The sequence below is a fragment of the Anaerobacillus sp. genome, from assembly GCF_046314235.1.
Classification (GTDB): domain Bacteria; phylum Bacillota; class Bacilli; order Bacillales; family Anaerobacillaceae; genus Anaerobacillus.
This window is the reverse complement of record NZ_JBKBWN010000001.1, coordinates 144,923-161,696: the sequence shown is the minus strand read 5'-3', so window position 1 is coordinate 161,696 and position 16,774 is coordinate 144,923. Positions and strand designations below refer to the sequence as shown.

Sequence of the window (16,774 nt, the reverse complement as noted above, 5' to 3'; positions counted from 1 at the left end):
TATTAGGCAAATAATTGCAAATGATTGATGAGTAGGTCCCAATTCGATAAAATGTCTTATAAAGATACTTGTAGGGGTTGAACATATGGAAATGATCAAAGTAACGGATTTGAAAAAATATTACGGCTCCTTAAAAGCAGTTGATGGGGTCAGTTTAACTGTGAATGAAGGGGAAATCTTTGGTCTGCTTGGTCCTAATGGAGCAGGGAAAACAACGACAATGGAAATGATGGAAGGTCTGCGGGATGCAGATTCTGGTGAGGTGATCATTAATAATCTGTCAGTGAAAAAGCATCGGAAAAAGGTTACTGAACATATTGGTGTGCAGCTTCAATCGACATCGATGTTTGATCTGTTAACGGTTGAAGAAATTTTGCGTATGTATGCTAGTTTTTATAAAAAAAGCCAACCAGTAGAAAAGATTTTGGAGCAGATGAACTTACTTGAGAAACGAAGAGCCTCGATTAAAGGTCTTTCTGGGGGACAAAAACAACGGCTTGCCATTGGTTTAGCGTTAATTCATGATCCTGAAGTTATTTTCTTAGATGAGCCGACAACAGGGTTAGACCCACAAGCAAGAAGGTCGTTATGGGACATTATCCTAGCATTAAAACAACAAGGCAAAACGATTATATTATCAACTCATTACATGGAAGAAGCCTATGTACTTTGTGACCGCTTGGCAATTATGGATCATGGGAAAGTAATGGCACTAGACACGCCCGATATTTTAATTGCCTCACTAGAAATGGAATCGGCCATTCAATTTAAATGGGAGCTAGAAACAAAGCTTCTAGATTCACTTCCTGGTGTCAGAAAAGTAACGACATTAAAGGATCAAGCAGTTCTCTATACAACAAATTTACAAGAAAGCTTAATCGCTTTAATTAAATTTACAGAAGTTCAGAAAATACAACTTCAAGACTTACACACTAGAAGTGCAACGTTAGAAGATGTGTTTTTACAGTTAACTGGAAGGAGCTTGAGAGAAGAATGAAAGCATATTGGCAGTTAACGTTGGCACAATTAAAGCTATTTGCTCGGAATAAAGCAGTTATTTTTTGGACAACCTTTTTTCCGCTATTTTTAATGATTGTATTAGGTTTATTTCTTGGTGGTGGAACAGGTACAACTATATCAGTTGCCTGGATTGACCAAGATAAAAGTGATTACTCATTAATAATGAAAGATACCTTTTTAGACGTAGAGGCGATTGAATTACGAGAATGGGAAGATTTCAATCTAGCAAAGCAAGAAGTCGAAGAGGGCAATCTTTCTTTCGTGATTGAAATAGGAGCTGGATTTACTGAGAAAATAGCGGAAGGAGAGCAACCGACATTTTCTGTCTACTATGATGAAACAAACCAAGCGATAGCTCAGCTCGGCTTTGCGATCATTGATCAAGCAGTTGATCAATTAAACAAACAGCTAACAGATTATCAAGAAACGGTGTTCGTCGAGCGTCTTGGAATAAAATCATTAGACTTGACATACTTAGATTTCTTAGTGCCAGGAATTGCGGCGCTAATGATCTTATCGAGCAATTTGAATGGTGTTGCTGCACAAATCTCCTCATGGCGCGAACGCGGGGTTCTGCGCAGAATGAAATTAACCGGACTTCCAGCTAGTACATTTGTTGCTGCGCAAATTACAGCTAGGGCGATACTAAACATCACCCAGTCTATTTTAGTATTGAGTGTAGGTATCTTCTTACTTGGCGCACAGATGAATGGGAATTGGTTTCTCTTATTGTTTTATCTAATTTTAGGAATCCTTGTGTTTATGTCGTTAGGCTTTCTTGTTGCTAACTTGGCAAAAACACCAGAACATGCTTCGCCGATCGCGGGATTTATTTCGTTTCCAATGTTCTTTTTAGGAGGAATTTTCTTTCCGATCACGAATATGCCTGACTTTTTACAACCGGTAGTGGCGATTATTCCGATCTCACATTTAGCTAGCGTTTTACGAGAAGTCATGAATGTCGGTGCCACAATGACAGAACTCCTTGTACCAACAGCAGTTTTAGTTGCTTGGTTTTTAGTTTGCTTTGCGATTGCTTCAAAAACGTTTAAGTGGGAGTGAAATCAAAAAAATGAGCCTAGTAAATTAAATGAAAAGAGGGGACTCACGTTTTGCTTTTAAGTCCCCTCTTTTGTATTTTAAAGCTACAATTTTGATTGATGTTGCTTATACATATTAGTCAACACATACGTTTTATAGGGCGCTTGCTCATCCGTTACTTTATATCTTCAAATACAGGGTTCGTAATTAGACCGGAGCGGCGCAATTTAAGATATACATTAACAGTAATTTCAGCTCTGGCAAACTCTTTATCCCAATGATCTTCTACTTTCTTAAAGTCATCGTAGGCTTGCCGTTCCATATGCTCACCAAAACCAAAGATATCTAGTTGGTATTCCTCTTGCAAAATCTCAATTGTTTTCTCAATATCAGCTTTGAATGATTTTCCAAATTTCTCTTCCAACTCGAGATATGTTTTAATCTTCTTAACATCTTTCGGACATTGGATTAGATCGATACGCCCTTCTAAATCAATATCAATATTAATGTGAGGAATTTGGTTTTTGTAATATGCTTTAACTTCTGTATTAGAATTATAGATACGCGATGTCATTACCTTATTCTCCCCGCATGCCGCTGTAATTGAGGTGTTTTTTAGCTTATCTTGAAGAAGAAGGTAATTTCTTGTATGGTTTATTGGCAAATTTCCTTGATACTCTAATCCTTTGAAGATAGCTAAGCCTTCGGTTTCAGCGATCGCATCAAGATCTATTTTCTCCATATTCTCTAAAGTATTGCCTTTTGTAACAGAGCCTTTTACTTTAATTATGCTAAGTACAGGCTCTCGACCGGGTGAGACAAGTGCTCTAAGAAAATCCTTTAAGCGGATATCCGGATCGCCCCCCCATTCATCTACCATCGTATCTAGCTGAACATGTAATTTTAATGACGAAACACGTTGGATTGGATATGTTATCTTTAGCACATCACTAGCTCGGACATTATCAGCAACTAGAAAATTAAAATCACTTCTTATTTCCCGATCACCCTCAAAAAAGTCAATAAACTCGAGTAAGCCTTCTTTGGCAAGTTCTTTACTAATGACAACGACACGCATATGTGAGAATTTTAATTTTCGTGTATAACCAACATTCATTTTCTTAGCTAGTTCGGCAATACTATCGCCTTCTAGACTAAAAACGATTGAAGCTGTTTGAGAGCCTGCAACCTCAGCTTCTAATGCTGGAGGGTTTAAAACTTCTACTGTTAGCTCATATTTATATTCTTTTCCTTTATCGATTGCAATTCCGGTTACTAACGAAATTTCATTTAATTCTTGGGCATCCCAACAACCCGTTAAAAAAATCACGAAAATTAGCAGCAAACGACATAGATTTTTCAACTATTATCGCTCCTTTTTTGAGGAGGTGTTGGCGATTGAACATTAGGTTGTTTATTTGGAGACTCGGTTTTCAGGTATGAAGGTCTCTTCTTCATTGCCCAGGCAGGGAGACGGATGACCACGTCTCCATGATCTTGCAAAGTAAATGGTGCAAACGGCGCCAAATATGGAACACTAAAAGAGCGTAGGCTCGTTAAATGGGCAACTAGCATAATCATTCCTAAGAACACTCCATATAATCCAAAAATCGAGGCAATGACTATGTAAAGAAACCTTAACAGTCGTGTAGAAATTGCAAAAGAATAGATTGGTGACACAAAACTAGCAATTGCTGTTAGGGCAACAACGATCACCATAATATTCGAAACAATTCCCGCTTCGACTGCTGCTTGACCAATAACTAAACCACCAACGATTGAAATCGTACCACCTACCGCTCGTGGCATTCGTATACCTGCTTCTCTTAAAATTTCAAAGGTGATTTCCATCAAAAGCGCTTCAATCACAGCAGGAAATGGAATGCCCTCCCGTTGTGAAATAACACTAATTAATAATTGTGTAGGGATCATTTCATGATGATAGGTAATTACAGCAACGTAAAACGAAGGCAAAAGCAATGCCATTAAAAATGCCAAATAGCGAATAAGTCGCATAAAGCTGCCCATCAAGAACGGCTGATAATAATCTTCACTAACAGAAGTAAAGTCATTAAATGTGGCAGGTGCTGCTAAAACAAATGGACTTCCATCTACTATTAAGGCGAATTTCCCTGAAATCAAATGTGCTGCAATCGCATCAGGCCGTTCGGTGTTGTATAATAGTGGAAATGGAGTAAAGGTTTTATCTTCGATTAATTCTTCAAGCATCCCTGAATCAAACAAAGCATTTGTATCAATTTTAGCGAGTCTTTTTTGAATTTCTGCTAATATTTTTTTGTTTATAATACCATCGACGTAGGCAAGATAAACGGATGTTCCTGTTTCTGAGCCAATTGTGTAATTCTCAAAACGGAGTGCCGGATTTTTAATTCGTTTTCTTATTAAGCTAAGGTTTGTTTGAATATCCTCATTAAAACCATCTTTCGGTCCACGAACGATCGTTTGCGTTGTCGGTTCTTCGATACCTCGTTTCTCGAAGGCTTTAATCTTTATTGATAAAACCGATTGCATGCCATTGACAAAAATCACCGCTTCTCCGTTTACGATCGCCTCGACGATTTGTTGCTCTAGCTCAATAAAGGTATGCTGTGAGCCTGAGAAGACTTTTTTACCGTAATTTTTCCATTCTGCATCAGTCAAGATCTGTTCCTTTTGATCAACTGATTCTGTTAATGGATATAATACTTTGTTCGTTACGACTTGCCAATCTGTCATCGTCGTTAAGTAAAAGAGCATGCCATCACGTTGGCCAACTTTAATATTTTCAATCATCAAGTCTGCGGTACTTCCGAAAATCATTTTTATTCGCTGTTTTACTCTATGTAGATCACCATCAAACTTTTGAGCGATTTTCTGTTCGTTGGGTAGAAGACCGTCCAAAGAAAAATCTTTTTTTTGAAAGAAGCTCTTAAACCATTTTTTTAGCAACCTGTTTCCCTCCTTTTGCTTGTTTTTTCTTCCATAAGACAAGCAATGCTAATATACCTGGAATACCAATTTGAAGGGGCATATGCATATAAAGCGGAACAAAGCGGATCCCCTCTTCGATATGTTCAGCGTAATTTGCTGAAATTAAAATGGAGAATATAGCAATAGCCATTCCCATTGGAAGGGTAAAGTGTCGATACGGTACGTTAAAGACATACTCGAGACCTTTTAAGCCACCAAAAAAAAACAAGCTAACTTTAATGAAGATGCCTAACATCATTACGAAAATGATGATCGGATCTACGCGTTCAATAAATTGAGCAAAGGAAATCTCTCGACCCGCACTTAACAGAGGAAAGGTAGACCTACCAGAAATATTTGTCCCTAAAACCCCCAATTTAAATATTTTTATCACAGCTAGCAGTAGTCCTGTTGTGATAACAGCACCCATACTCACTTTAGCAACATGGTGAAATTTTTGTGTACTCGCCATAATCATCGTCAATACGATTACTTCACCAAACGGAAAGCCAATTAAGTCTGGAAAAATGACGTCAAAAACTCGCCCAAACCCTTCAGGTAAAATAGGTAGAAGATTGGCAAAGTTAATATCTCCGCCAGCGAGGAGAAAAATACTTGTTAAAACTAGAAACAAAAAGATATAAGGGGCAAATGTTTCAGCAGTACGAGCAATAACCTCAGGACCTAAATAGACAACATAGGTAACAACAAGCATAAATGTAATCGCTAATATTTCGGTTGGCGTATTCGGAAAGATCGTTGTCGTCAGTAACTCTAAGAAGTCTCGTAAAACTCGTGAAGCAATATAAAAAAAATAGGCAATATAGACAAAAGATAAACTAATTGCGATCATTCTTCCCAAAAGTTTACCGGTAATTTCAAATAAATTTTGACCGATTTCATAAGAAAGAATGAAAGTATAAATATAAATAATGATTGCTCCTATGACACTTGCGATTAAAATTGCAATCCAGGCGTCTTGTTCTGCGTCTTGGGCTAGTCCAACAACGACTGCAGAACCAATTTGGAAAATGATAATTATAATATATAATTGCAGTAAACTAATTTTTTCTACTTGAGTTTGCAAATTGCCCACCTCTTTTTTATTCATTAATGGGTCTTTTTCCGCCTGAAATCAACAATAATTGCTGATACAAGAGCGAAGATAGCCGCAAAAAGAAGATACAACCTTCCTACGCTTATATGGAAAACAAACATTAATTGCATAGCACCTAGAAATGAAACATCATAGAGGATTGTATCAATTATTGTAATTACTAATAAGATAATGGTGAATGTTATGAATGAACCTAATGTAACCATTTACTTTGCCTCCAGCTTTTCCCGTTCTAAATTAGAATGTACTACTTTGGAAAATGTATGTATGAAAGAGAATTTATAAACAAAATGCTTTTGTATTTCCATATTTAAAAAAGATTGGGTATAAATAAAATTAATGGGTTCCAATATTAGCGCTTTCGTGTTATACTTAGGTTAATTATTTTTGATCGTTTTAATGATGTTGGATGGATTGCTTTATAAGTTTTCCTCTAAAATGTTAAATGAACAAGGATAGTGAATAAACCGTGTGGATGAATATCCCACAAATCAGGAGGAAAACAAATGTTACAAGGTACAGTTAAGTGGTTTAATGCAGAAAAAGGTTTCGGATTTATCGAGCGCGAAGACGGAGACGATGTATTCGTTCACTTCTCAGCTATTCAAGGTGACGGCTTCAAATCTTTAGAAGAAGGCCAAAAAGTTACTTTTGAAATCGTTGAAGGCAACCGTGGTGCACAAGCTGCTAACGTTACAAAAGCTTAATTAAAAATTATAAAAGACATTCCTTTGGGAATGTCTTTTTTTGGTGTCCTTGGAGAAAATTTTGTCGGATGATGCAATTAAACAATGGCGAAAAATAGCACGGTGTTAGAAAGCATTAATTAGTTTATAGTAAGAAGGATTATTCTCCCCTTATTAGTGGCATTGTACAACATCGGAATGAACCGCCTGATTTAATAATTTCAGTAATATCAACTTCAATTACCTCAAATCCTTTTGCTCTTAGTGCTTGATTAACCTTTTCATTTACAGGTAAGCTAAATATTTTTTTGTCGCCAATCGAAAGGACATTCGTTCCTAATGTGAATTGCTCCTCTTTCGTTACTTCAATTAAATCAAATTGAGAAGCAAATAATTCGATATCTCTCTTTGTAAGTGCTTCAGGATAAATTAACGCTTCAGTAGGCGAAATAATATTAAAGACGCAATCTAAATGGAGGTACTTTTCTTTAAAGGGAATAGCGATAACCTTAAACTTAGGTAGCAAACTTTCTAAATGTTCGATAGATGCTTCAGTTGTGCGGTCACTAAGTCCAACATATATTGTACCGTCATTAATCATGACATCTCCGCCTTCAATAGGATCACCGACGATATTATAATATGAGACCTCTTCACCCTTTAGCCAATCTTTTAAGATATCTTCTTCTCCTTGTCTAACTCTATTTGCCATATCAGCAACGAAGATCGTTTGACCTAGAGTAAAACCGATATCACGAGTAAACACTTGTTCAGGAAATTTTCTAGCAGGCGGTAATAAAATTACTTCTATGCCGTGATCTTCAAGTTTTCGTACAAACTCTTTATGCTGCTTCATTGCTTTTTCAATATGGATCCCTACGTCTTTGAACTTTTTTTGCGTATCATTAATGACATCTCGGATTGTCATATGCTTAGGTTCACATAATATTACTTTTTTTAGCTTCCCAAACTCATTTATACAAAAGGACCTCTCCATTATTCTTTGTGAAAAATCCATGTTAGCTCCTCCAGTCTCTGTCGGCTCTCGGCCTCTCTTAACTAGGATTACCGTTTACTGAAATACCTATGTGAATAAAAAATGAGGCTCCCCAAAAAGTAAAGTATCAGTCACCTCATCTACTAGAAATAGATCGTGTACAAACATACACTTCTACAAATAGTAACACTTCGAGGTGAGCTGACACTTATGGGGCAGCCTCAGAGAGCGTGACGTCAAGGGTTATACTCCCTGACGTTTTCGTTGGTTATTTATTTTTTTTGTTTGCTGACTTTTCATCGATTGAGTAGTATTGCTCCAATTACTATTACCTTTATTACTCGCTTGGCTTTTCTTATTGGCAAGCTGTTGTTTAATAGCTTCCTGTAATGAAACTTTCTTCTTTTCTGTTTGTTCAGACATTGTTATTCTCCTTTTTGAAACCAAATAGTAAAACTCTAATGTTGAGTGTACCATTTATTTTCTCTTGTTTATAGTAATTTTATTAAATAGATGAAGAATGATAAGATAAAGGGAAGTCAAACGTAAAAGGATGATGAAATTGTCTCAGGTTTATCAGCAGCCATACATGAAAGTATTAAGAGAAATACATGGAATTGAGCAAAGATATATCGAGACTGAGTATAGTCTCTTCTTGTATGAAACAAAAATAGTTACACCTGTTAAGACGTTTCAGCTAAAAGATGTTCTTGATGTATCGTATTTACACTCAACAAATAAATACGGCACCCTTTACCTACATACAAACCAAGGAGTTTTTCCTTATTATGTTTGTTCTCCGCCAGATGAATTTATCGCTTTAGTGAAGAGGTATAAAATGGAAGGGTAAACGTTATTAGTCATATTCGCTCAACATAATAGTCGCCCATAAATCAGTCCTCTTGATTTATGGGCGACTTCCGTTATTATTTTGCCTCGTTATGCCAAATCAAAGCTACAGTTCCTTCACCAGCATGAACTGCTATTGTCGAACTAATTTCTCCGACAACAATGTTCATTTTAGGAAATTGCTCGGCAATTTTCTTTTGGACATCTAAAGCCTTTTCTAATACATTCCCATGCATTATTTGAACTTCAGGGATGTTATGCTTTTCATTAGCAGTGGCTAAAAATTCAATTAGACGATTAACTGCTTTTTTCTCGGAGCGAACCTTTTGGAATAAATCAAATTCACCCGCAGTTGTAATTGTAATAATTGGTTTAATTTGTAGGAGATTTCCTAGTAAAAACTGTGTTCCCGACATTCTACCGCCCTTGTAAAACTGATCTAAGCTCCCTAATAATACATATTTCTCAGATCTTAACGCTTCTTCACGGAGTTTTGCAGCAATTTCTTTATGATCATCAATTGTTTTTGCTAATTCGATTCCTTTATAAAGCAACGTCGTAATTGTATAGGACATTGATTTTGAGTCAACGATTTCGCCATCAAGTTCAGCCATCTCCATGCCTGCTCTTGAGCTATCCACTGTTCCACTTAGTTTCCCAGAGACATGAACGGCAATGACACCATCATACTCAGCTTTAAGTTTTTCATAAAGTTCCGCAAATTTCCCAACAGAAGGTTGTGATGTCTTTGGGACTTCTTTAGCGCTGTTAATTCTTGAATATAATTCTTCAGTTGTTAAATCAACACCGTCTTCAAACGTACGGTCGGGAAAAATAATTGCAAGAGGCATTACATAAACATCTGGATTTTGTTTTAGTTCGTCAGTTATAAATGCTGTACTGTCAGTAACCCAAGCGATTTTCTTATTCATGGCGATCAAACCCTTTTTCTTTAAATTTTTTTCTAAACTAAACACATTTATTCACGAGTGGATATTCCATTACCTGGTAATAGAATATAGTATTAAGTTTTATGTACTTCTTTATTGTACCTAATAGGAAAGCGATTGCATATATGATAACTGTCATATATTGTTCAATATTCTTTAGAGGAAATACAAGTAAAATCTAGAATTATTGTATAGAACGAAAAATATGTTTCGAATGTCTGGTTAAAGGTTATCTTAATAAGTAGAGAAACTTCGTTTTATAAAATAATTATTTTTTGATAATGGTTCTCATTTGATATTAATTTTAATTTTTGTTATCATTAAACATATCAAAGATATTAAGGAGTGTTTATACACATGACAAAAGCAAATTTAGTTAGTTCACTAAATTCTCAATTAGCAAATTGGAATATTTTATTCACGAAGCTTCACAACTACCACTGGTATGTAACAGGTCCTGAATTTTTCACATTACACACTAAATTCGAGGAGTATTATACAGAAGCTGCAACGTACATTGATTCAATTGCAGAACGTATATTAACGATTGAAGGCAAGCCTCTTGCTACTTTAAAAGAGTATCTTGAAGCATCATCGATCGAAGAAGCATCAAGTAAAGAAGATGCAAAAGAAATGGTCGCTATTCTTGCTGCAGATTTCGAAAAGGTAATTGCCCTATCAAACGAAACGATTGCCCTAGCGGAAGAAGCCGGAGACGAGTCTACTGCTGATATGTTTATTGGTATCAAGACATCATTAGAGCAACACGTGTGGATGTTAAAAGCATATTTAGGATAGGTAGCAAAAGTGCTAAGTGAGTGATAGTTATCTCACTTAGCACTTTTTTTCTGAGTTTTTGAGTGTCTTGATAATATACATATATGTTGAAATTTGGTACTAGAAGATGTCGCATAATTTCCTTAAACGAGCCGCTAAAACCTGTTAGAGTTTTACAGCGAGAGTGGAAGTCATGCGACTTTTTCATTGGAAGCAGATGACGCAGGATTTCCTTGAAAGAGCCTCTAAAATTCGTTAGAGTTTTACAGCGAAGAGAAAGGAAATCCTGTGACTATTTGAGAGAAACACTCATAGATTTATAAAAAAAGTTAGTGTACTAACTAATTCTGTGTTACAATATAGTTAGTACACAAACTAAAATTATGTAGGTGAAGAAAATGAATATCGGATATTTAATTCAGTTATCAGCAAAGTTGATGAAAGGGAGTTTACACAGGCGACTAGAGAAAGAAAATTTTACCGTTGCGCAGTGGGCAGTAATTAAAGATATTGAAATGCAAGCGCAGTTTAATGCTAACGTTGATCATTTTACAGCTGTAGCAATTTCAGAGCGATTAGACATGGATAAGCCAACAATCTCTGGGATTATTAATCGCCTTGTAGAGAAGGGCTTCGTAGAGAAGAAACCGCATCCAAAAGATAAGCGATCACAAATTATCAATCTAACGGACGCTACTCTGTCGCTTCTACCAAAGCTTGAAGAAATGAATGAAGCTACAATTGAAGAATCATTAAAAGATTTTAGCGAATCCGACAAAGAATTGTTAGTTTCATATTTAAATAAACTAGTAAGAAATTTGAAAGGAGATTGACAATGGGGAAAATTTTAGTAACAGGGGCAACAGGCAATATAGGAAAGAGTGTTGTTAATGAATTAATGAAAAGGGGGGAAGAAGTAAAAGCAGCTTTGTTTGACATTAAAGAAGATGTTGCCTGTGAAAAGGTGAAGTTTGATTTTCTAAATGCAGAGACATTTACGGAAGCTTTAGAGGATGTTGACCGAATTTTTTTAGTAAGGCCACCACAGCTTGCCAATCCGAAAAAGGATATGCGTCCATTTTTGGAAGTGGTAGCATCCAAAAAGATAAAACAAGTGGTCTTTATTTCCCTATTAGGAGTTGAGAAAAACCCGATTGTACCACATCGCAAAATTGAAGACATGATTAAACAAATGGCAATTCCTTATACATTTATAAGACCTGGGTTTTTCATGCAAAATTTAAGCACAACACACGCAGCAGAGATCCGGGATCGAAACGAAATTTTTGTTCCAGTAGGAAAAGCAAAAACGAGCTTTATTGATACAAGGGATATCGGGGCTGTTGCAGCTGAATGTTTTACTTCTGATAAACATATCTATCAGTCTTATACTTTAACGGGAAGCGAAGCGATTGATTATTATGAGGTAGCGCAAATTTTATCTGAGGAACTTGAGAGAAAAGTTGTTTATAAAAATCCTGGACTTCTTGAATTTAGGAGAGAGACAATTAAACGAGGAACAAAGAAAGAGTTTGCTAATGTGATGACAATGCTTTATTTACTGACAAAGATGGGAACAGCAGAAAAAGTTACCGACGATTTAGAGAGAGTAATGCAAAGAAAACCAATTACATTTAAGCAGTTTGTTCGTGATCATAAGAATACTTGGGAAACAAAAACGAAAATTACGGTGTGAGGTGATGGGTTATGTTTAAAGATAGATTTCTTCCTTATGTAAAAGCAGGTCTTATTGCTGGACTTTTAACAGCGATGATTGCAGCTTTGGCGTTTATTCTTTCAAGTTTTATGTTTGGGTTTTCAATTGAAATAATTGGTGAGAGTAGAGATACGTTGTATGTAGTATTTATCTTGTTCGTTTCCTTTATAGCAGTTTTCCTTGGTGCGCTCATTTTCTATTTGTTGCAAAGATATACGAAGCGACCGACGATTTACTTCCTATTTGTAGTTATCTTAGGTTTTTTAGGAAACACGCTGATGGCAGAGACCGATTTGTTAGATCAATATAAAATAGCTGGGCATATTGTACATGTGATTGTTGCTTGCTTAGCTTTGTATCTCATCCCTAGATTAACTAGAAAATAAGTATATAAAAAGAAGGAGCTGACATTTAGTTGTCAACTCCTTCTTTTATTGTTTTGTATCTTCCTACTTGAAGTTTCTTAAACACTTCATCGATCATCATCTCATTAATCTTTGGATGCTTAATTTTCGATGTACTTATTTTACGATACATCTCTTCATCAATAATTCCTTCTTTAAAGAGCTTATCTAGTATTGGACTGCGGTAGTTATCAATAGTTAGATAGGCTAATGTTATTTTTTCATTACCCGTTTTTAAGTTTACGCTAATCCCTTTTAAGCTCGGAAAGATAAACGACGAATAATCATAATCTATATAAATTTGCTCCTTTTTCGTTCCTTTAAGAGCAGGAGAATTACTCGGTAACTTAACGAGATAGACCATTTGTTCATAAGAAAAACTCATTTTTTCGATCGAATAGCCATATTTCTTCTGAAATTGTCTCTCTGTCAATTTCATTGCCAATTGATTAAAGTAATTGTTGGTTAGTACAATCGTTGCTAAAAAGAGGACAATGCTAGTTATAAAGATGAATTCATTCATGGCTAGAGTCCTCCTTATATAAGACAACTTTATTCTTGCCTAGGCTTTTTGCTTGATATAACGCATTGTCTGCCGCATCAATTAAATTGTTGATGGTATCGAAGTATAGTTTTTCAGTCGAGGCAACTCCGACACTAACTGTTAAAGTCCCATTAGGTTGCTTTTCTTCGCTAGGAAAAGTCGCTTTTTCAATATTTTCACGAATTCTTTCGCCGACAAGGACAGCTTTATCCTCTTTTGTATTAGGTAATAAAACAATAAATTCTTCGCCCCCAAATCTAAAAGCAATATCTTGTTCTCTTACTGAATTTTGTAAAATTGCAGCAAGCTCAATCAATACTTCGTTCCCTAGAAGATGACCATTTGTGTCATTAAAATGTTTAAAAGAGTCAATATCAAGGATTACGATAGAAAGTGGATTTTTAGTTGTTTCAGCGCTTGAAAAAAGATTGTTAGAATAGTTTTCAAACGAACGTTGATTTAATAAACCAGTTAAGCCGTCTTTTAAAGCCATATTTTCAATTTGCTCATAAAGGTTTGCATGTTCAATAGCAATAGCTGCTTGGTTTGCTAATGGGATCACACTATCAATGTCGTCTTCTGTGATTGGCTGTTGATTTACAATATTATCAATAACTAACACGCCAATTTGCTTTCCTTGATTAAGTAAAGGAATTACAGCAAACGCTTGCATTTGGAAAAAATTTAAAAAAAGTTGTTGTGAATGATCAGTTTTATCAATTTGCTCAACATTATAAGGAATACCGTTGCGAAGAGCTTTTTCTAATATCGTTTGGTTATCTAAATCAATCGAAATGGATTTAATTAGCGCATTAAGTTGCGGATCAATGGCATCCTTGTCATAGTTTAATTTAATAATATCAAGAAGCTTTAAGTTACTTTTGGCGAGCCTCTCCCAAGTACCGAAGCCTTCATTTGCATTCATAGGGCCGATCCCCATAATTCCATTCAATTGATTTTTTTCCGAGGACTTAAGAAAAATCATCGCTCTGTTAAAGCCTAACCCATGACCAGCTGTAACAGACACTAGGATAATTTGTAGTAGTTTATCCAATTGCAGTGTTTGTTGCATCGCTAAGCTAACTTCTCTAAATACATCTAATTGCTTTGACTGTGTCATTAAGGTAGAAAGCCAGCGCTCTTGTTGTTTCGATTTTTTTTCATAAAATTGAGTTGCCATTCCGATAAAAATTGCAAAAATTATATAGCTCGTTAAGATCAGCAAATTTGCTTCAGCTTGAAGTGTTACAATGAGCCAGCTGACTATTGCAGAGAAGATTGCTCCTTTTAGCTGAAATAAGTAGCAAGAAATAAAGATGACAAATAAAAGTTGCCAAGAGAGATTTGAGAAATTGAAAGCGATCCCATATATGATTACAATTGCAAATGCGAGGGCTATTAAGATTATTTTATTCCATTTATCATTTATTACAAATTGAAAAACATTGGCCGTAATTCCAAATAGAATGGAGATTAAAAGTATAGTAATATATAGATTCACCGGAATCACCTACCTTTTTCTAGTTGTTGACTTAAGTAATAGAACTATACTCCTATTTTAGCTTAAAAATTAGCAATAGGACAGTAGGAATTTATTAAAACAAAAAATATTAAAATCGGATCGAACAAAAATAACAGTATGTAAATCGTTATATTAGTAAAGGCGAAATGAAAACGGACAACCCAAAGGGTCATCCGTTTACGATTTCACCACCATTAACATGGATGATTTGCCCTGAAACGTAGGAAGAATCTGTGGAGGCCAGATAAACGTATGCGGGAGCTAATTCAAATGGTTGGCCAGCCCGTTTCATTGGGGTATTACTACCGAAGCTAGCGACTTGACTTGCAGGAAAAGAAGCGGGAATAAGTGGCGTCCAAATAGGTCCAGGTGCTACACCGTTAACACGGATACCTTGTCCTGCCAATTGCATTGATAGAGATCTTGTAAAGGTAACCATCGCTCCTTTTGTCGATGAATAATCAACGAGCTGTTCATGACCAAGGTAGGCTGTAACAGATGTGGTATTTATAATAGAACTTCCTTGTTTAAGATGAGGCATTGCCGCTTTAACAAAATGGAAGCATGAGAATATATTAATTCGAAAAGTCCGTTCCAGTTGTTCAGCAGTAATATTTATTATATTATTTTGCACGACCTGCCAGGCGGCATTATTAACAAGAATATCCAACTGCCCAAGTTGGTTGACAGTATCTTCAATCATTTTTTGACATGTAGCTTCTTCGGCAATGTCGCCCTGTAAGACTAAACACTTTACCCCTTTAGATTCAACAAGTTGTTTTGTTTCTTCGGCATCTTCAATCTCGTCTAAATAGGCGATTGCTACGTTCGCCCCCTCTTTAGCAAAGGCAACAGCAACAGCCCTTCCAATCCCACTATCACCACCAGAAATAAATGCGACTTTTCCAGTTAGCTTGCCACTGCCCTTGTAATTAGGATCATCAAAAATTGGGCGTGGCTTCATCTTTGCTTCAATTCCTGGTTGTTTTGTTTGATGCTGGGGCGGAAAAGAAGAAGGTAAGTTATCGTTCAATATAAAACACTCCCTTACAATATAATCTAACAAGAGTAAAATGTGCTAAATGGTGACCGTTTATACAATAATTGAATTCTTATTAGAAAACAATAAATCCAAATGGACAAGTCATACCCCTTCAAAATTGTTTTAATATCCAGGTAAGGGACTAATTGGAAAAAAATAATACAGTGCTAACATTAGAAGGAGAACTTTTACGCATATATTAATGGGGATTTGAAGAAAGATAAAATAATAGAGCAAATAAGTGACATTCTTAAATATAAGAGGTAAATTAAAGATAAGAAAAAAATAGGGAAGCGGAGTGAATTCATTGCCTAAAAAAGATAAAGGTTTAAAACCAGGTTCACAAATCCCAGCGTTTGTTCTAGAGGATGTCGAAGGGAAAACATATTCAAGTACTGATTTTAAAGGAAAACCTTTTTTACTTTATTTCCTAAGAGGTACATTTTGACCAAATTGTCGTAAGCAGTTAGGTCAACTGCGTGAAAATGCTTCTAAATATGAAAAATTGGGAATAGCTATTGTCGTCATAGTTGGTCAAAATAAACAAACTGCATCAAATTGGTTAGAAAAAAATCCAATGCCTTTTCCATTCTTAATCGATGCGGATCGTTCGGTTATTAAACAGTTCGATGTTTATAATGCATTTAGTTTTGATGCCTTCAGGCTTGCTCATCCAAGTTTGTTTTTAATTGATGGTGATGGGAAGATTGTCTATAGTTACGTTAGTTCGAACCAGTTTGATCGTCCAACAGAAAACGATACATTTGAGAAGGTTCATGAATTGTTAGCAAATACAGTTACCGAATGATAACTTAATAGTAACAGCGACGAAACACGAGGAACTCTGAGTAGGGAACCTTGTGTTTCCTTGTTTAACTGGAGGAAGTTGTTAAGTATCAGTATTTTTTTCTTCTGAAAATTATTTTTGTAAAGTAAATTCCGTTTCTTTTCTTATATATATAGTGAAGCTAGAAAAAGAAAACTTCACAAAATAGCCAAAATTTCAGCCGCCACTATACCGTATTCCCTATTACAATAGTGTTAAAGTGATTTATATCACAGACAAAATAAATTATCTATTATACGTGAAAAGTTAATTGTTCAATTTTGAGCATGTTCGAGCATTAGTTGCAATGTT

General features: G+C 35.7%; 19 protein-coding genes and 1 pseudogene. 10 read left to right on the top strand and 10 right to left on the bottom strand.

Translation table 11 applies throughout. From position 1 onward, the window contains the following. The first annotated feature begins 85 nt into the window (after positions 1 to 85). Together ACK4M9_RS00795 and ACK4M9_RS00790 are read left to right on the top strand one after the other, a co-directional pair. Complete coding sequence (locus ACK4M9_RS00795; protein WP_409846840.1) at positions 86 to 997, top strand: ABC transporter ATP-binding protein; 912 nt, start codon at positions 86 to 88, stop codon at positions 995 to 997. After that, positions 994 to 2,082: an ABC transporter permease gene (locus ACK4M9_RS00790; protein WP_409846838.1), complete on the top strand. Its 1,089-nt coding sequence runs from the start codon at positions 994 to 996 to the stop codon at positions 2,080 to 2,082. The genes ACK4M9_RS00795 and ACK4M9_RS00790 overlap by 4 nt, the downstream gene beginning before the upstream one ends. Positions 2,083 to 2,236: 154 nt before the next feature. Here the strand turns inward: ACK4M9_RS00790 and ACK4M9_RS00785 are convergent, their stop codons facing one another. From ACK4M9_RS00785 to ACK4M9_RS00770, 4 genes are read right to left on the bottom strand one after another with little or no spacing between them, the layout of a single operon-like run. Further along, a complete protein-coding gene (locus ACK4M9_RS00785) occupies positions 2,237 to 3,424 on the bottom strand; it encodes a Ger(x)C family spore germination protein (RefSeq protein ID WP_409846836.1) in 1,188 nt (395 codons plus the stop codon). Continuing rightward, the gene (locus tag ACK4M9_RS00780; protein ID WP_409846834.1) at positions 3,421 to 5,010 is read right to left on the bottom strand and encodes a spore germination protein; all 1,590 of its coding nucleotides are present in this window, start codon (positions 5,008 to 5,010) and stop codon (positions 3,421 to 3,423) included. The genes ACK4M9_RS00785 and ACK4M9_RS00780 overlap by 4 nt, the downstream gene beginning before the upstream one ends. Further along, complete coding sequence (locus tag ACK4M9_RS00775) at positions 4,991 to 6,118, bottom strand: GerAB/ArcD/ProY family transporter (protein ID WP_409846831.1); 1,128 nt, start codon at positions 6,116 to 6,118, stop codon at positions 4,991 to 4,993. The genes ACK4M9_RS00780 and ACK4M9_RS00775 overlap by 20 nt, the downstream gene beginning before the upstream one ends. A gap of 23 nt (positions 6,119 to 6,141) precedes the next feature. Next, complete coding sequence (locus ACK4M9_RS00770; protein ID WP_409846830.1) at positions 6,142 to 6,354, bottom strand: hypothetical protein; 213 nt, start codon at positions 6,352 to 6,354, stop codon at positions 6,142 to 6,144. Between the two features lie 300 nt (positions 6,355 to 6,654). Between ACK4M9_RS00770 and ACK4M9_RS00765 the strand changes: the two genes are divergently transcribed. After that, a complete protein-coding gene (locus ACK4M9_RS00765) occupies positions 6,655 to 6,855 on the top strand; it encodes a cold-shock protein (RefSeq protein ID WP_409846828.1) in 201 nt (66 codons plus the stop codon). 139 nt (positions 6,856 to 6,994) lie between these two features. Here the strand turns inward: ACK4M9_RS00765 and ACK4M9_RS00760 are convergent, their stop codons facing one another. Continuing rightward, positions 6,995 to 7,852 carry a dimethylarginine dimethylaminohydrolase family protein gene (locus ACK4M9_RS00760; RefSeq protein WP_409846826.1) on the bottom strand — a complete coding sequence of 286 codons (858 nt, stop codon included), beginning with the start codon at positions 7,850 to 7,852 and terminating at the stop codon, positions 6,995 to 6,997. A gap of 222 nt (positions 7,853 to 8,074) precedes the next feature. After that, on the bottom strand, positions 8,075 to 8,254 hold the full coding sequence (locus tag ACK4M9_RS00755) for a hypothetical protein (protein WP_409846824.1): 180 nt from the start codon (positions 8,252 to 8,254) through the stop codon (positions 8,075 to 8,077). Positions 8,255 to 8,393: 139 nt separating this feature from the next. On the opposite strand from ACK4M9_RS00755, the gene ACK4M9_RS00750 reads away from it, so the two are divergent. Beyond that, positions 8,394 to 8,681 (top strand): hypothetical protein, encoded by a 288-nt coding sequence (locus tag ACK4M9_RS00750; protein WP_409846822.1) that lies wholly within the window; start codon positions 8,394 to 8,396, stop codon positions 8,679 to 8,681. 76 nt (positions 8,682 to 8,757) lie between these two features. Here the strand turns inward: ACK4M9_RS00750 and ACK4M9_RS00745 are convergent, their stop codons facing one another. Beyond that, complete coding sequence (locus ACK4M9_RS00745; RefSeq protein WP_409846820.1) at positions 8,758 to 9,612, bottom strand: DegV family protein; 855 nt, start codon at positions 9,610 to 9,612, stop codon at positions 8,758 to 8,760. 375 nt (positions 9,613 to 9,987) lie between these two features. On the opposite strand from ACK4M9_RS00745, the gene ACK4M9_RS00740 reads away from it, so the two are divergent. From ACK4M9_RS00740 to ACK4M9_RS00725, 4 genes are all read left to right on the top strand, one after another. After that, positions 9,988 to 10,428 (top strand): Dps family protein, encoded by a 441-nt coding sequence (locus tag ACK4M9_RS00740; RefSeq protein WP_409846818.1) that lies wholly within the window; start codon positions 9,988 to 9,990, stop codon positions 10,426 to 10,428. Between the two features lie 377 nt (positions 10,429 to 10,805). Next, on the top strand, positions 10,806 to 11,240 hold the full coding sequence (locus tag ACK4M9_RS00735) for a MarR family winged helix-turn-helix transcriptional regulator (protein ID WP_409846816.1): 435 nt from the start codon (positions 10,806 to 10,808) through the stop codon (positions 11,238 to 11,240). A gap of 2 nt (positions 11,241 to 11,242) precedes the next feature. Beyond that, entirely contained in the window at positions 11,243 to 12,103 is an 861-nt protein-coding gene (locus tag ACK4M9_RS00730) for an SDR family oxidoreductase (protein ID WP_409846814.1), read from the top strand. Positions 12,104 to 12,114: 11 nt separating this feature from the next. Continuing rightward, the gene (locus ACK4M9_RS00725) at positions 12,115 to 12,510 is read left to right on the top strand and encodes a DUF6069 family protein (protein WP_409846812.1); all 396 of its coding nucleotides are present in this window, start codon (positions 12,115 to 12,117) and stop codon (positions 12,508 to 12,510) included. Positions 12,511 to 12,535: 25 nt separating this feature from the next. Here ACK4M9_RS00725 and ACK4M9_RS00720 read toward each other — a convergent pair whose 3' ends face one another. The 3 genes from ACK4M9_RS00720 to ACK4M9_RS00710 all read right to left on the bottom strand — a co-directional run bounded on the left by ACK4M9_RS00720 (position 12,536) and on the right by ACK4M9_RS00710 (position 15,627). Then, positions 12,536 to 13,051: a death domain-containing protein gene (locus ACK4M9_RS00720; protein ID WP_409846810.1), complete on the bottom strand. Its 516-nt coding sequence runs from the start codon at positions 13,049 to 13,051 to the stop codon at positions 12,536 to 12,538. Further along, complete coding sequence (locus tag ACK4M9_RS00715) at positions 13,044 to 14,573, bottom strand: sensor domain-containing diguanylate cyclase (protein ID WP_409846808.1); 1,530 nt, start codon at positions 14,571 to 14,573, stop codon at positions 13,044 to 13,046. Before ACK4M9_RS00715 ends, ACK4M9_RS00720 begins: the two co-directional genes overlap by 8 nt. Positions 14,574 to 14,763: 190 nt before the next feature. Then, a complete protein-coding gene (locus tag ACK4M9_RS00710; RefSeq protein ID WP_409846806.1) occupies positions 14,764 to 15,627 on the bottom strand; it encodes an SDR family oxidoreductase in 864 nt (287 codons plus the stop codon). 316 nt (positions 15,628 to 15,943) lie between these two features. On the opposite strand from ACK4M9_RS00710, the gene ACK4M9_RS00705 reads away from it, so the two are divergent. After that, positions 15,944 to 16,084, top strand: coding sequence for a thioredoxin domain-containing protein (locus ACK4M9_RS00705; RefSeq protein WP_409846805.1), 141 nt, complete (start codon positions 15,944 to 15,946; stop codon positions 16,082 to 16,084). A 12-nt stretch (positions 16,085 to 16,096) separates the two neighbouring features. Continuing rightward, positions 16,097 to 16,444: pseudogene (locus ACK4M9_RS00700) on the top strand (peroxiredoxin family protein); the annotation flags it as partial. Positions 16,445 to 16,774 lie beyond the last annotated feature (330 nt).